Source organism: Devosia aurantiaca, assembly GCF_011058215.1.
Taxonomy (GTDB): Bacteria; Pseudomonadota; Alphaproteobacteria; order Rhizobiales; family Devosiaceae; genus Devosia; species Devosia aurantiaca.
The window spans coordinates 334,649-348,651 of record NZ_JAALFG010000003.1 but is presented as its reverse complement, the minus strand read 5'-3'; the positions used below and the strand labels follow the sequence as shown (position 1 = coordinate 348,651).

General features: G+C 62.6%; 19 protein-coding genes and 3 pseudogenes. 8 read left to right on the top strand and 14 right to left on the bottom strand.

Going from position 1 to position 14,003, the window contains the following annotated elements:
* Positions 1-31 precede the first annotated feature (31 nt).
* The 5 genes from G5575_RS21870 to G5575_RS14990 all read right to left on the bottom strand — a co-directional run bounded on the left by G5575_RS21870 (position 32) and on the right by G5575_RS14990 (position 3,495).
* On the bottom strand, positions 32-493 hold the full coding sequence (locus G5575_RS21870; protein ID WP_164535036.1) for a flavin reductase family protein: 462 nt from the start codon (positions 491-493) through the stop codon (positions 32-34).
* A gap of 38 nt (positions 494-531) precedes the next feature.
* Complete coding sequence (locus tag G5575_RS15000; RefSeq protein ID WP_164535035.1) at positions 532-1,014, bottom strand: ferredoxin reductase; 483 nt, start codon at positions 1,012-1,014, stop codon at positions 532-534.
* 68 nt (positions 1,015-1,082) lie between these two features.
* Positions 1,083-1,886: a hypothetical protein gene (locus G5575_RS20655; protein WP_328766315.1), complete on the bottom strand. Its 804-nt coding sequence runs from the start codon at positions 1,884-1,886 to the stop codon at positions 1,083-1,085.
* Positions 1,772-2,413, bottom strand: coding sequence for a Rieske 2Fe-2S domain-containing protein (locus G5575_RS21865; protein ID WP_164535034.1), 642 nt, complete (start codon positions 2,411-2,413; stop codon positions 1,772-1,774). Before G5575_RS21865 ends, G5575_RS20655 begins: the two co-directional genes overlap by 115 nt.
* A complete protein-coding gene (locus G5575_RS14990; RefSeq protein ID WP_164535033.1) occupies positions 2,410-3,495 on the bottom strand; it encodes a nitrilase-related carbon-nitrogen hydrolase in 1,086 nt (361 codons plus the stop codon). The genes G5575_RS21865 and G5575_RS14990 overlap by 4 nt, the downstream gene beginning before the upstream one ends.
* Here G5575_RS14990 and G5575_RS22325 point away from each other — a divergent pair.
* Both G5575_RS22325 and G5575_RS19520 read left to right on the top strand, forming a co-directional pair.
* Positions 3,488-3,931 (top strand): annotated as a pseudogene (locus G5575_RS22325) (GntR family transcriptional regulator); the annotation flags it as partial. The gene G5575_RS14990 and the pseudogene G5575_RS22325 overlap by 8 nt on opposite strands.
* Before the next feature lie 196 nt (positions 3,932-4,127).
* The gene (locus G5575_RS19520; protein WP_207633170.1) at positions 4,128-4,430 is read left to right on the top strand and encodes an FCD domain-containing protein; all 303 of its coding nucleotides are present in this window, start codon (positions 4,128-4,130) and stop codon (positions 4,428-4,430) included.
* Here G5575_RS19520 and G5575_RS20645 read toward each other — a convergent pair.
* Genes G5575_RS20645 through G5575_RS20640 form a run of 3 tightly spaced genes read right to left on the bottom strand, consistent with a single transcriptional unit; the run spans position 4,427 to position 5,771 of the window.
* Positions 4,427-4,612 carry a hypothetical protein gene (locus tag G5575_RS20645; RefSeq protein WP_235936037.1) on the bottom strand — a complete coding sequence of 62 codons (186 nt, stop codon included), beginning with the start codon at positions 4,610-4,612 and terminating at the stop codon, positions 4,427-4,429. The genes G5575_RS19520 and G5575_RS20645 overlap by 4 nt on opposite strands.
* A 26-nt stretch (positions 4,613-4,638) precedes the next feature.
* Positions 4,639-5,619 (bottom strand): dihydroorotase, encoded by a 981-nt coding sequence (locus G5575_RS14980; RefSeq protein ID WP_235936036.1) that lies wholly within the window; start codon positions 5,617-5,619, stop codon positions 4,639-4,641.
* Complete coding sequence (locus G5575_RS20640; RefSeq protein WP_235936035.1) at positions 5,553-5,771, bottom strand: hypothetical protein; 219 nt, start codon at positions 5,769-5,771, stop codon at positions 5,553-5,555. The genes G5575_RS14980 and G5575_RS20640 overlap by 67 nt, the downstream gene beginning before the upstream one ends.
* 91 nt (positions 5,772-5,862) lie before the next feature.
* Here G5575_RS20640 and G5575_RS22320 point away from each other — a divergent pair.
* Together G5575_RS22320 and G5575_RS14970 are read left to right on the top strand one after the other, a co-directional pair.
* Positions 5,863-6,387, top strand: a pseudogene (locus G5575_RS22320) (NIPSNAP family protein); the annotation flags it as partial.
* A 91-nt stretch (positions 6,388-6,478) separates the two neighbouring features.
* Positions 6,479-6,943 (top strand): RidA family protein, encoded by a 465-nt coding sequence (locus tag G5575_RS14970; RefSeq protein ID WP_164535032.1) that lies wholly within the window; start codon positions 6,479-6,481, stop codon positions 6,941-6,943.
* A gap of 34 nt (positions 6,944-6,977) precedes the next feature.
* Here the strand turns inward: G5575_RS14970 and G5575_RS19510 are convergent, their stop codons facing one another.
* Genes G5575_RS19510 through G5575_RS14955 form a run of 5 tightly spaced genes read right to left on the bottom strand, consistent with a single transcriptional unit; the run spans position 6,978 to position 10,435 of the window.
* Positions 6,978-7,451 carry an ABC transporter permease gene (locus tag G5575_RS19510; protein WP_207633169.1) on the bottom strand — a complete coding sequence of 158 codons (474 nt, stop codon included), beginning with the start codon at positions 7,449-7,451 and terminating at the stop codon, positions 6,978-6,980.
* On the bottom strand, positions 7,406-7,573 hold the full coding sequence (locus G5575_RS19505) for a hypothetical protein (RefSeq protein WP_207633168.1): 168 nt from the start codon (positions 7,571-7,573) through the stop codon (positions 7,406-7,408). Before G5575_RS19505 ends, G5575_RS19510 begins: the two co-directional genes overlap by 46 nt.
* Positions 7,570-7,938 carry an ABC transporter permease gene (locus G5575_RS19500; RefSeq protein WP_207633167.1) on the bottom strand — a complete coding sequence of 123 codons (369 nt, stop codon included), beginning with the start codon at positions 7,936-7,938 and terminating at the stop codon, positions 7,570-7,572. The genes G5575_RS19505 and G5575_RS19500 overlap by 4 nt, the downstream gene beginning before the upstream one ends.
* Positions 7,905-9,461, bottom strand: coding sequence for a sugar ABC transporter ATP-binding protein (locus G5575_RS14960; RefSeq protein ID WP_164535031.1), 1,557 nt, complete (start codon positions 9,459-9,461; stop codon positions 7,905-7,907). The genes G5575_RS19500 and G5575_RS14960 overlap by 34 nt, the downstream gene beginning before the upstream one ends.
* A 41-nt stretch (positions 9,462-9,502) precedes the next feature.
* A complete protein-coding gene (locus tag G5575_RS14955; RefSeq protein ID WP_207633166.1) occupies positions 9,503-10,435 on the bottom strand; it encodes a substrate-binding domain-containing protein in 933 nt (310 codons plus the stop codon).
* Between the two features lie 116 nt (positions 10,436-10,551).
* Between G5575_RS14955 and G5575_RS14950 the strand changes: the two genes are divergently transcribed.
* Positions 10,552-11,088, top strand: coding sequence for an FGGY family carbohydrate kinase (locus G5575_RS14950; protein WP_164535030.1), 537 nt, complete (start codon positions 10,552-10,554; stop codon positions 11,086-11,088).
* Positions 11,022-12,014 (top strand): xylulokinase, encoded by a 993-nt coding sequence (locus G5575_RS14945; RefSeq protein ID WP_164535029.1) that lies wholly within the window; start codon positions 11,022-11,024, stop codon positions 12,012-12,014. Before G5575_RS14950 ends, G5575_RS14945 begins: the two co-directional genes overlap by 67 nt.
* Before the next feature lies 1 nt (position 12,015).
* Here G5575_RS14945 and G5575_RS14940 read toward each other — a convergent pair whose 3' ends face one another.
* Positions 12,016-12,633, bottom strand: coding sequence for an arylesterase (locus tag G5575_RS14940; protein WP_164535028.1), 618 nt, complete (start codon positions 12,631-12,633; stop codon positions 12,016-12,018).
* A gap of 64 nt (positions 12,634-12,697) precedes the next feature.
* On the opposite strand from G5575_RS14940, the gene G5575_RS14935 reads away from it, so the two are divergent.
* Complete coding sequence (locus tag G5575_RS14935; RefSeq protein ID WP_164535027.1) at positions 12,698-13,402, top strand: ABC transporter ATP-binding protein; 705 nt, start codon at positions 12,698-12,700, stop codon at positions 13,400-13,402.
* Positions 13,399-13,974, top strand: a pseudogene (locus G5575_RS20635) (ABC transporter permease); the annotation flags it as partial. The gene G5575_RS14935 and the pseudogene G5575_RS20635, both read left to right, overlap by 4 nt.
* Between the last annotated feature and the right edge of the window lie 29 nt (positions 13,975-14,003).

The following is a 14,003-nucleotide window of genomic DNA, read 5'->3' as shown; positions in this document are numbered from 1 at the left end:
GCCTCTTCAAGTGTCTCGTCAGCCGCGAGTTCTAAAGGTCCAGGACCAACCGGTCGGATTTGGCGCCGGAGCAGCAGATCATGATGAGCTTGTTGCTATCCTTCTCGCGGCTCGAGAGGACGTTGTCCTTGTGGTCGCATTCGCCTTCGAGCACCACCGTCTCGCAGGTACCGCAGACGCCTTCACGGCAGGAATGAGCCACCGGCACGCCATTGGCTTCAAGCACGTCCATGATGCTTTCGCCGGCCTTGACGAAGAACTGCTTGTCCTGCCGCTTGAGCACGACGGTAAAGTCGGTCGTGGGCTTGGCATTGGTGCCGGCAAAGTGCTCGACATGGACATTGTCTTCCGGACGCCAGCCGGCCGATGCTTTGAACGTCTCGATCATCTTCGAGGGGCCGCAGCAATAAACGTGCGCTGCCTTGGGAATGCCGACGGCAAGCTTGAGCAAAGGCATGACCTTGCCCGCTTCGTCGTCGAAATGGAAATGCACCCGGCCCGGCTCCAGCGCGTCGAGTGCTTCAAGCTCACTTAAAAGGCGGCGCTGGCGCGGTTGCGCGCGGCATAGAACAGCTTCCAGGGCCTTTTCAGAGCTTCGAGATGACGGATCATCGACAGGATCGGCGTGATGCCGATGCCGCCCGCAAAGAACGCGCTCTGTTCGGCATCCTCAACGAGGCCGAAGGTATTGTGTGGCGGATCGATGGTGAGCACATCGCCGACCTTGAGCCGGTCGACCACATAGGCAGACCCACCGCGACTGGCCACATCGCGATTGACCGCTATCGAATAGCGGTCGCGCGTTTCGGGGCCATTAGTGAGAGAATAGGAGCGGCTGAGATCGCCAGGCAGTTTCAGATTGATATGCGCGCCAGCGGTAAAGCCAGGCAGCGGTTGGCCGTCGACGGAGACAAAGTCCACGGCTCGGATGGTTTCGGCCACCATGGTGATCGTCGCAACTCGGACCTCGAGGGGGCGTGCATCGGCAGGTGTGTGGTGGTGCAGGTCGGACATGGCCACCTCATAGTCTTGTGGAAGTAGATCCGGCGCCATAGCGCCGGATCCCGGGGTCAGCCCCTCGCTCATTCGGCGGCGGCCATCTTCGGCTTATAGCCTTTCACCTCGGCCATCTTTTCCTCATAGCCATCGAGCCAATCGGTGCCGTAGGGCACGACGATATCACCGCCGCGGGCATCGCGGGCATATTCAGGATGGTCGACGAAATCGGGCAGCTTGCCGGTGGCGGCGTATTCCTTGGCAGCGTCGAGCATGACGCGGCGGGTGAGGATGACCATGCGGTCGGAGGCAGCGAGGTGCTCCATTTCGCGGTCGACGATATGGCCCATCGATTCCTGGATCATCTGGTCCTGCATCGGAACGCCAACGACGCCGGTATAGCTGTCGCCATTGCGCTGCCATTCGCGGTCGATGCCATAGTCGTTCGACCGGTCCTTGACCGGGCGCCAGCGACCCTTCCAGTCGGTGGTGTTGGGCAGATATTCGAGTGGCCGTGCAAGGCCTTCTACCGGAGTGCCGTCCTTGTACTTGAAGCCCTTCTTGCCGCCGCCAGAAGCGCGGCGCAGGTCGATGTTGAAGATCATGGTGCTGTCGTCGTCGATCGGCACCCAGGCATTGGCCGTAACGGCGTTTTCGAGCTCGCCACCTGGATAGGTCACCCAGAACGGGAAAAGGTAGCTGGCGAAACGATGATGCTCGGTGCCTTCGAACGCGTTGCGCTGGGCGGAGTACATGGTGCCGTAATTGGTGACGGTCACGTTGATCTTGGGCGCTTTCTCGGTGACGGTGAACACTTCCGGATCGGAGAGGTCGAGCTTTTCGCCGTCGATGCCGCCGACATGAAGGAAGCCGAGATGGGAGGTGTCGATGTCGCCTTCAAGCGCCTGCATGTAGTTGCAGTCGCGGTGCGTGAGCGCGATATTGCGGTCATCGCCCTCGCCCATGATGGCTTCGATCTCCGGCAATTCCGGGGATTTTCCTGCCGCTCGCCCATATAGGCGAAAACCATGCCGCCCGATTCCTTGACGCGATAAGCAATGGCGGGCGTACCGGCCGGGTACTTGGACTTATCTTCGAGGTTGGGCTGGTCTAGGCACTTGCCGGTGACGTCGAACTTCCAGCCGTGATAGGCGCAACGGATGCCGCCCAGTTCGTTACGGCCAAAGAATAGCGACGCACAGCGGTGCGGGCAGCGGTGATCGAAAACGCCGACGCTCCCTTCGCTGTCGCGGAACGCCACCAGCTTTTCGCCCAGGATCATCAGGCGGACGGGGTCGCCATCGGCCTTGAGCTCGGAGCTGAGGCAGACCGGCAGCCAGAACTGACGGAAGAAGTTGCCCATCAGCGTACCCTTGCCAACGCGGCTGAGCTGTTGATTTTCTTCTGCGGTGATCATTGAACTCTCCTAGTGAGCAGAGGGGGCCACGGGCTCGGCTGCGCCCGGCGGTAGGGGATTGAGGACGCGGGCGCGCTCAAGATTGGTGCGAGTGGTGGCGATATTGCCCTTGGTCTGGGCCACATCGACCATCGGCGTGTCGCGGAAAGTGTCGGGCGGATAGAACTTGGCGGCGCTATAAAAAGGCACGTACATTTCGTAGCGCGCCCGCAGCAGTGGATTGACAGACCGGTATCGGTGCGCCGATCGGTGCGCAGCTGCTCGACATCGATCATCGCGGAAACGGCGATGGTCTCCTCGGCACCGTCCTCATAGGCCAGGGTGTTGCCGTGATGATCGAGGATATGCGAGCGGCCGCCGGGAATGGTGTTGTCCGGCGAAAAGCCGATCGGACCCGCGACATTGGCACTGACCAGATAGGTCATGTTTTCCGTGGTCCGGCTGAGCTTGGCCGCTTCCTGCGCGTCCGTGCGCTTGGAATTGGTGGGATGAAGGATCACTTCGGCGCCCTGCATCATCATCATCCGCGCGACTTCGGGGATGACGATCTCGCCGCAGGGGATCAACGCCAATCGACCGAGGCGTGTGTCGACGACGGGGAACACTTGGTCCTGGTCGGTGACCGCGAGATAATCGCTCATGAAATCATGGACGGATGGGAAGGCAGCCGTGTTGACGCGGCGGTAATTGAGAATGACCTCGCCCTGATCGTCGATCAGGAAGGACGAATTGAAGTAGCGCCCTGGCCATTCAGGCGGCGCTTCGAACATGTTTCCGGCGATGAAAATGCCTTCCCGCTTGGCCAAAGCCTGAAGCGGTTCGGTGAGCGGGCCGGGAATGGAAGAGCAAGCGCGCTCGATCCACTCCTCCACCTTCATGTGCAAGGGTGGACCCTGCATGGCAAATTCAGGAAATACGACGAGATCAGGCTTCTGGTCCGAAGCGCAGGCTCTTTCGATCAGGGCGATTAGGCGATCCTGATTGCGCTTAATGATGTCGGCTGCAGCCGCGTTATCGGCCGCCTGAGAGGCGCGTTCGCTGCGAACTTGGATTGCGGTTGCACGCCATGGCTTGATGGTCATCCTGCCTCCAGAAGCTGGCGGACTAATTGCACGCCAATGGTATACCATAGGCATAACGTGGTTGATGGCGGTTGCCAAGACCTCCGGTGTAGCGCCGACGATTATTTGTGCAGAGTACCGATCATGCTCGCAGAGGGCATCCCTGACGCATGCTCCTCGTTTTCAAAACGTGGAATACCGGCACTATTCCAAAAGTCTTCCAAGCCTTGGCTTTGCGAGCTATGGAGGATCAGCGAAGGGGAAAACAATGGGCGAACTTGCTGAGTCGATCTTGGGCGGCGCAACCCTCCAGGCTGATCGGCCCAATCTGACAGAACAGGTCTACGAGCAACTGATCGACATTCTCATTCGCGGCGAATTGCAGCCCGGAGATGTGATCGTCGAGCGCCGGATGGCCGAACGCCTCAATGCTTCGCGCACGCCGGTGCGTGAAGCCTTGGGCCGGCTCGAGGCTGAGGGTCTCGTCTACAAGCAGGTCGGGCGCGGTGTCACGGTCAGTCCGTTTTCAACCGAGGCATTCGTTGAACTTCTCAACGTCCGCCAACTGCTCGAAGCGGAGGCCGCTCGCCTGGCTGCCGGTCACATTCCGCAACGCCAGCTCGAGGATATTCGCGAGCGGCTGACGGTGCTGGGTGAAAAAATCCGATCTCGGCCTCGACGAGATCTGGGAAGTCGACGACATCCTGCATGGCGCCGTTGCCGATGCTTCGGGCAACAAGCTCCTTGCCGGCATGATCCGCGACCTGCGGCGCCGGACCCACGTGTTCAACGCCTATCGCAATCCGATCACGCCCAAATTCACTGCCGAGGAAAACCTGTTCCTGCTCGAAGCGATTGCCAGCGGCGATCAGGACCGCGCCGAAAACGCCATGCGCGAGCATATCGAAAGCGTTCGCCTGGCGATCATCGACAGGCTGTCGGGGGCACGGCGCTAGCCGCGGGGCACGAAGCGCCCCTGCCCTTCCGTGCCGGTGACAGCGGCGCCGTCCCACATCTTATTGCCGCGCACAAAGGTCGCAGCGGGGGTAACGTCGAACACCATGCCGTCATAGGCGCTCCAGCCGGGACCACGAGCGTTGCGCTTGCTGTCATAAGCTAGTGGCTCGCGACGAAGCACCGCGATATCGGCGTCGTAGCCCGGGGCTAAAAGCCCTTTTTCGCCAGTCCAAAGAACTCCGCAGGTCGGCGTGCAAGATACTTCGCTGTCAGCCGGACTGCAGCTTCCGTCCCCTTTCGCTTTGCAGCCGCCGTGAAAAAGGCCGGAAGCAGAACCTCGAGCCCCGGCATGCCAGCAGCCACCTCGAAAATCGAAGCGCTGATCTTGCGGTCAAGCTCCCAGGCGCTGTGATCGGATGACACGAAGCTCACTTGGCCCTCGTCCATGATCTGCCACAGCGCTTCGCGCTCCCCGGCACGGATGGGCGGGTTGACCTTGAGCAGGCCGCCGAGCCGCGGCATGTCGATGTCGGCATCGAAGATCAGGTAATGCGCACACATTTCGGCGGTCGCCTTAACGCCGCGTGCGCGATAGGCATCGACAAGCCGAAAGCCCTCGGCCACCGAGATGTGGACGATATGGGCATGCGCCTGCGTCGCGGCAGCCAGTTCCAGGAAGTTTGCGGTTGCCGTGAGCTCAGCCACCGGCGGCCGGCTGTCGCTATGGTCGGTGGGGGCGGTGCGGCCGGCGGCAATGAAGTCAGCCGTCGTCTGGCGGACGATTTCCTGATCTTCGTTGTGCAGGCCCAGCGGCAGGCCGGTATTCTCCAGCGCCCGAAGCAAAAGCAGCGTCGCCGCATTGTTGATGCGCGGAAAGCGATCCGGGTGCGCTTCGAAGGAGGAAATCTTAAAAGCGCACACGCCCCCGGCAATCAGCTCGTCGATATGGTCCTCGTTCGGCTGGGTCGGCACCGTGCCATAGAGCGCCACGTCACAGAGAGCATGCTTGTCGATCGCCGCGATCTTCTCGGCCAGCACAGCCCCGGTCGTTACCGGCGTCGGATGATCGTAGGGCATATCGACAATGGTGGTGACGCCACCCATGACCGCTGCATGGGTGGTCATGCCGATGCCGGGAAAACCGATCTGGCTTCCCGCATGGGTCTGGCCGTCGATGGCGCCGGGCATGATCCAGCTATCACGAAATCCTCGACCGTGTTGGCGTCCGGTGCCGAACCCTGACCCACGGCGCTGATCGTCCCGTCGCGGACGGCGATCCATCCGTTTTCCAGAATTCCGTCGCTGGTGACGACGTGACCGCGAACTACCAGACCGTCCATTCCAGCCTCCACTGATTTCGGCGTGCAATTGGCATTCACTTGGTGTACCAACGGAATGCGAGTTTGAAAAGCCACCGGAATTGACAACCTCATGCTCTACGACCTGACGATCCTCTCCCTCCTGCCCAACACGCTTGGCGCGGTGATGCCGCTGCTGCCGGAAACCTACAAAAGCTTCTCCAAAACGGGTACGACGCTAGGCGCCTTCGCCTGTGAATTCGGCACGCTCAATCGCTTCGCCTTCCTAACCGCCTATGAAAACGTCGCGGCGCTGACCGAAGAGCGCGCCCGCCTTATGGAGACGGAAAACCCGTACGGCATCGGGCAGTATCTCGGGGGCGTCAACAGCACCGCATTCAAGCCACTCTCCTTCGCCAAGCCGATCGTGCCGGGCAGCTATGGCCCCTTCTACGAATTTCGCACCTATACGCTGGCGCCCAATGGCCTGGCGGAAACCGAAGCGGCTTGGGCCAAGATCATCGACCGCCGCAACGCCATGTCTCCGCTTCTGACCAATATGGCCTCGATCGAGGAAGGCCCGCAGAAGATGGTCCATATCTGGCCCTACAAGACCATCGAGGACCGCGTCGTGGCCCGTGGCCAAGCCAGCAAGGAAGGCATCTGGCCCCCGCCGGGTGGCTCGGGGCACCTGACCAATCTTCAGTCCGAGCTTTTGTCGCCACCAGCTTCTCCGACCTCAAATAGCCATGTCCAAAACCGCTGCCCGCCTTGCCGCCCTCGGCATCGTCCTGCCACCGCCGCCGCAGCCGATCGGTCTTTTCACGCCGACCCTGCTTACGGGAAACCTGATGTTTCTCTCGGGTCTCGCGCCAGCGCCCGCAGGCAGTCCGCCGATTACCGGCAAGGTGGGCGCGGATTTCACCGCCGAGGAGGCCCGCGACCATGCGCGTATGGTCGGGCTCAACCTCCTTGCCGCAATGGATGCCGCGCTCGGCGACCTCGACCGGGTCTCGCGCATCGTCAAGCTTTTGGGTCTCGTCAACGCCACGCCCGACTTCACGCGGCATCCCTTTGTTATCGACGGCTGCTCGGCGCTCTTTGCCGACGTCTTTCCCGATCTAGGGCCCCATGCGCGGACGTCGATGGGCACATCATCGCTGCCGAACAACATTCCGGTCGAGATCGAAGCCGTGATAGAGATCGCGCACTAGAGCCGCCCGACATCGGCATGGCAAAAGTGCCAGACTATCGCCGCTTCTGGCCGATCGATCCTGCGCCAACGGCGACGAGGATTAGCACGCCGACGAGGACCTGGCGGATATAGCTGTCGACGCTCATCTGGGTGAGGCCGTTGTCAAGCACGCCGAGGACGATGACGCCGACAACGGTAGCCAGAATGCGCGGCTCACCATGGCGGCTCATCGTGGTGCCCAGGAACACGGCGGCGATGGCATTGAGCATGAGGCCGCTCCCCTGCACCGGATTGGCCGAGGCAACACGGCTCGCATACATAAGGCCTCCCGCGGCGGCGGCGAGACCCGTCAATGAAAAGGCGATAAGGCGCAGGCGCTTGACGGCGATGCCGCTCAGGTGCGCCGCCTCCATATTGCCGCCGATGGCGTAGAGGCGGCGGCCGAAGGTTGTCTGTTCGAGGAGCACCCAGACGGCCAGGATCACGACCAGGGCGATGATGGACAGGTTGGGCAGGCTGATGGCCACGCCCCCCACTCGCCCAGCGGGATGCCGCCGCGGGCGAAATTGCCGAACTCTTCGGGGATGGCGCGGCCGGAAATGGTCTTGCCGCCGCTGACCACAAAGGCGAGTCCCGAAAACATGGTCATGGTCGCAAGCGTCGCGATAAACGGCAGGATGCCGACCAAGCTGACCATGGCGCCATTGAGGCACCGCCGAGAAGACCGACGACGAGCGCTACGGCGACAGCGGCCCAGATCGGCTGACCGGCCGCCATCATCAGCGCCGCGACGATGCCGGCAAGGCTTGCCGCCGAGCCGACCGAAAGGTCGAAATCGCCCATGACCATTACCACGGTCATGCCGGCCGCGACCACCATGAGCATGGAGGTTTGCTGGGTGATGTTGAGCCAGTTGCGCGCCGTCGGAAACGTCCCGGGCAGCATGACGGAAAAGAAGACGAGGATGGCAACGAACCCGATCAGGGTGCCGTAGCGGCGAATGAAGACCTGCATGTTCTAGGCAACCATGCCGGTGGTCCGGCCATAACAAAGATTGACGAGATCGTCTTCGCGCAGACCTGCGGCGTCGACAATGGTGGTAATCGCCCCTCGCGCATGATGGCGATGCGATCGCAGATGCCGATGAGTTCGGGGAGATCGGAGGAGACGAGGATTACCGCGGCGCCCTTGGCGGTGCGTTCGCGGATGATCGAATAGATGTCGAACTTGGCTCCCACATCGACGCCGCGGGTCGGCTCTTCGAGCAGCAACAGGCGAGGATCACCGGCAATGGCCCGCGCGAGAACCACCTTCTGCTGATTGCCGCCGCTAAGTTCAATGACGTCCTGTGCGGGGCCAGTCGCCTTGAGGCGCACGGTGGCGCCCAACTCGGCTGCAAAGCGCTTCTCGCTTTTAGGTGTGAGCCAGGTGCCAGCGCGGCTCTGACGCTTAAGATGGGCCAGCGTGATATTCTCGTAGATCGGGCGCCGCACGACGAGGCCTTCGGCGCGACGTTCGCGCGGCACATAGGCAACGCCGCTCCGCCACGCCGCGGCGGGAGATGCTGGCGCGTAAGCTGCATCGCCCAGCGTCATGCTGCCGCCAGTGATGCGGGCACCGCCGAAGATGGCGCGGACAAGTTCGCTTTGCCCCGATCCGGAAAGGCCGGCTACGCCCAGAACTTCGCCCTCGCGGAGCGAAAAGGAGACAGGGGCGAGACCAGGCGTCTCGAACCTGTCTGCGACGAAAGCCGTCTTGTGCCCTGGCGCAGCAACGGGCTTGGGATAGGCTTCTTCGACTTTACGGCCGATCATCAGCGACACGAGATCGTCGTGCGTGATGTTGCTGAGCGCACCGCTGTCGATCGAGCGGCCATCGCGGAGCACCGTCGCCTTGTCGCAGAGCGTCATGACCTCATCGAGGCGATGCGAGACGTAGAGGACGGAGCTGCCGGAAGCGCGGATCTCGCGCAGGACGCGGAACAGGCGCTGACTTTCGTCGGCGGTAAGCGCAGCCGTCGGCTCGTCCATGACATAGAGCCTGGCGTCGTCGAGCAGAGCCGCCGAAATGCGCACCAGCATCTGATCACCGAGCCCGAGGCTGCCTAGATTTTGTTTGGGATCGATATGGTCGATGCCGAGGCGATCGAGCGCCCGCTGCGCCTCGCGATTAAGCCCTGCCCAATCGACGAAGATGCCGGCGCGGCGGGGATAGCGACGGCCCATGAAGATGTTTTCGGCTACCGACAGCGTCGGAACGACATTGAATTCCTGGTGGATGAACCGAAGCCCCAGGCGATAGGCAGATTTGGTTGAATCGATGGTGACGGGCGTACCGTCCATAGCGATCACGGCAGCGTCCGGCGCGACGACACCGGCCAGGATCTTGATCAGCGTCGATTTGCCGGCCCCATTTTCGCCCATCAGGGCGTGGATCTCGCCCGGTGCAACGACCAGATCAGCCCCGGACAATGCCGGAACGCCAGCATAAGCCTTGGTGACAGCGATAGCGGATAACAGGGGAGCGGGAGGGGCCATGATTGGCCCCTGCCCTAGCGCGGTTTGGGTCAAGACGAAAGCTATTCGGCTGCGTTTGCAGCAGTGATCAGCCTGGTTGGCACATAGGTCACCGACTGCAGGATTTCTTCGCCAGCCAGTATGCGGGCGACCGCATCAGCCGTTGCCGCGCCGATGCCGGAGAAATCCTGGGCAACGGAGGCTTCGAAATTTCCACCGGCAGCGATGGCTTCACGCGCCTGCGGATTGGCGTCGATGCCGGTGATGACGATGCCCTCGCCAGAGCGACCGGCATCTTCGATGGCCTGGAGCGCACCGAGCGCCGGCTGATCCCACGCAGCCCAGACAGCCTTGATGCTGCCCGGCTCGGGATTGGCGGCCAAAATGGCTTCCATCTTGGCGCGGCTATCGGCAATTCCGCCATCCGCGACATCAGGGGTGACACGGTCGAGAACATTGATGTCGGGATAGTTGCCGAAAACGGCGTCGGCGACGACGCCGCGGACCTGAACTGGCGGGAAGGCTTCGAAAACGAACATTACCACATTGCCTTCGCCCTTGATGCGGTCGGCAACATAGGTCGACGTCTCGGCCGCCATGGCATAGCCGTTTGAGGTCACATTGGTGACGAGCAGAGGATCGGCGCCCGCATCCATGCCGAAGACCGGAATGCCGGCGTCCTGCGCGGCCTGGAGACCGGCAGTAACCTGGGTCGGATCGACATTGATGACGATGGCGTCGACGTTCTGGTTGACCAGGTCTTCCATGCGGCTGATGACGGCCGCGACGTCGCCTGCCGTGTCGATGACGTTGACGTCCCAATCCTGGTCGGCGGCAACGGCCTGGAAAGCTTCGACATAGAACTGCGTGCCGGGCTGCGCCATATAGGGCGTCACGATCGCGACCTTGCTCTGCGCAAAGGCTGCGCCAGTTCCGAAAGCGGTGGTGGCGAGAAGAATGCCGGCCATGGCCAGGGTGGATTTATTGAGCGACATGAAACAGCCCTCCTGCTATCTCCGCCGGCGAGTTGGCTGGCGGTTGTTTTCCTTGTGCTTCAAGGCACTATAAGGGGCGCCTGCCGGACGGCAAGCGGGATTGGGAGTGAACGGGCATGGATTTTTGCCTGATCGGGATCGACGTCGGGACGACGGCGACCAAGGCGACGCTTATCGACGGCAAAGGCCAGCAACTGGCGAGCTTCGAGCGCCCCCATCCGACCCTGCGCACATCGCCTGGAATGGCCGAACAGCGCCCCCAGGATTGGCTCGAGGGCGTCCTCGGCGCGCTGGGGCATTTTGCCGGATTTATTGAGCCATCGCGCGTCGTCGGCATTGGTCTCACTTCACAGGTCAACTCGCATGTTTTCGTCGATGCGAGCGGCAACGCCTTGCGGCCTGCCATCACCTGGCAGGACACGCGCGCCGCAGACGATGCAGCTGCGCTCGACCAGCAGGTAACGGCAGAGCAGAAGACGGCGTGGTTCGGCGGGCCGGTCCCCATCGATGCCAGTCACGCGCTATCCCGCATGGCCTTTGTTGCCCGGACTGAGCCAAAAAGCTGGGGGCAACGCGTCATGTTCTCTTGCCCAAGGACTATGTGGCGCTCAAGCTCACGGGCGAAGTCGCGAGCGACGCGGTCGCGGCCGTAGGGCTGGTCGACGGCTTGGGCCGATATGTTTCCGCCCTGCTCGACCTTTTGCCCGGCGCCGAGCGTAGGCTGCCGCCGCTTTATCCGTTCCATCATAGCGTCGGGCGGATTGCACAAGGCCTGCCTTTTGCCGGTGTCCCGGTCATGGTGGGGGCGATGGACGCCTGGGCGGGGATGTTCGGTTGCGGCGTCGTGGCCGATGGCGATGCCATGTACCAGTCGGGCACGAGCGAAATCCCCGGCATCGTCTCCAGAACCGTCGTGCCTACCCCGGGCGTGATCCTTTTTCCGCCCTATCAGGGCATTCGCATGCATGCGGCGCCAACCCAATCGGGCGGTGCTTCGATGCTTTGGCTCGGCAATCTTCTTGGCAGATCGCCGGCAGACTTGATCCAGCAAGCATCCGATTCGGGGGTAGAGGCGACGACGCCCATGTTTCTGCCGCATCTGGCTGGCGAACGCGCGCCGATCTGGGATTCGGCATCGCGCGGCGTCTTCGCCCGGCTCACCGCCGATACCGGTCCGGAGCAACTCACGCTGTCGGTAATGGAAGGCGTCGCCCATTCGGTCCGCTGGGCCTTCGAGGCTCTGGAACAGTCCGCGGGGCTGAGTCCGCAACGGATCAACATCAGCGGTGGCGGCGCCCGGTCGGACGCCTGGTGTCAGATTCGCGCCGATGTGCTTGGCAAGCCCCTGACACGCACCAGCATCCCTGCGGCGGCAGCGCTCGGTGCTGCAATCATCGCCGGTGTTGGCAGCGGCGCCTTCCCGTCGCTTACCGACGCCGTTCGCGACCTCGTGCGCTTCGAGCGGACCTTCGAACCCGACGAAAGCCGGCGCGACTTCTATGCCGAGCGACACGGACAGTATCGCGACCTCTATCAGGCGCTGCGCGCCTTCAACCAAAGCTTCGGCCAGACCCTGTAACTTAATCAGCCAGCAAGGCCTCGACCGATGGCGCGATTGCGCTCACGATCCGGCGTACGCCCTCGGCATTGGGATGCATGCCGTCGGACTGGTTGAGCGCAGCGTCAGCCGCAACGCCATCGAGAAAGAACGGATATAACGCCGTGCCGTATTGCTGCGCCAGCTCGGGAAACACGGCTTCATAAGCGGTCACATAGTCGCTGCCGAGGCCGGGACTTGCCCGCATGCCGGCCAGAAGCACGGGGATATTCTCCTCCCCGAACCGATCGAGAATGGCGCTGAGATTGTCGCGCATGGCATCGACCGGCAGGCCTTGCAACATGTCGTTGGCGCCCAGTTCGAGGATCACCGCATCGGGCCGCTCGCCCAGCGACCAGTCGAGGCGCGCCAGCCCGTCTGCCGAAGTGTCGCCTGAAACGCTTGCGTTAACGATGGTGACATCGTCTCCGAGCTCCCGGCCGAGCTGGCCAGCAAATCCGTCGGTCTCGGAGAGACCCAGGCCTGCCATCAGGCTATCGCCGTAAAGCATCAAGGTCTTTTCAGCGGCCATGGCCGGAGCGACGCCCAACGCCAGCACAGCTAGTGCCATCGCTGCGTCACGAATAATTTTTGCTGTCATCGCTGGTCTTTCTTCCCCAACCGCATACTTCTCAAACACCCGTTAGGACCAAAGGTGCCGACACATGAGCAGCCCCGTCGTTTCGACTGCCGCAATGAACCTGCACCTCCGGTCGGGCAAGACGCCGCTCCACATTCTCAAGGACATCGATCTGTCGATCGAAGCCGGCGAAGTGATCGCCGTTGTGGGGCCGTCGGGCAGCGGCAAGACTTCGCTATTGATGGTACTGGGTGGGCTCGAACAGGCAAGCAACGGAAGCGTGACCGTTGCCGGCACGGCGATCACCGGCAAAAGCGAGGATGAGCTGGCGATTTTTCGCCGGCAGAACCTGGGCATTCTGTTCCAAAACTTTCACCTCATCCCCTCGATGACTGCGCTCGAAAACGTGGCTTTGTCGCTCGAGATTGCCGAAACCGGGCAATCTTTCGACAACATCGCTGCCTCTGCCAAAGCAGCGTTGACGGCGGTGGGGCTGGGTGACCGGCTCGACCATCGTCCCAGCGCCCTTTCCGGGGGCGAACAGCAGCGCGTGGGTCTCGCGCGCGCCATCGTCGGCAAGCCCAAATTGCTGCTCGCCGACGAGCCCACCGGCAATCTCGACCAGGACACCGGCGCGCGTGTCATCGAAATGATGTTCGCGCTGGCCCGAGACAACGGCACGGCGGTGTTCCTGATCACCCACGATCCGGCGCTGGCGCGGCGCGCCGACCGCATTCTCTCCATGAACCATGGCCGCCTGACGCCGATGACCGAAAGCGTGCCCGCATGAGCCGGCTGCTTGGTTGGATGCGCATCGCGGTAATCGACCTGCGCGGCGATCTGCGCCGTTTCGTCATCCTTTTTGCGTGCCTCGCGCTGGGCGTCGGAACCATCGCAGCAGTCTCGTCCGTCGGTTCTGCACTACAGGCCGCAGTCGCGCGCGACGCCCGCATCATCCTGGGTGGCGACATCGAAGTGCGCCAGCGCGGCAGCGACGTCTCCGACGCCCAGCGTGCGGCGATCGAGGCCCTGGGCGAAACCGCCCGCTCGATCGATCTCAGCGCCCGCGCCAGCGCCAATGACCAGAGCCTCTTGCTGGACCTGCGCGCGGTCAGCGACAACTATCCGCTGGTCGGCACGGCGGTCGTCGACCCTCCAGCCCCCTTAAGCGACCTGCTTCCGCCAGTCGACGGTTTGCCGGGCACGGTAGTCGACCAGGGGGTGCTCGACCGGCTGGGCCTCGCCGTCGGGCAGAACATGCGCATCGGCAATGCCGACTTCGCCATTCGCGGCGTCCTGGTCAGCGTGCCGGACCAGGCCGCGCAGGGCTTTCAGCTCGGCCTGCCGGCGATTATTTCCGATGCCACTCTGGCTGATGCCGGCCTCCAGCA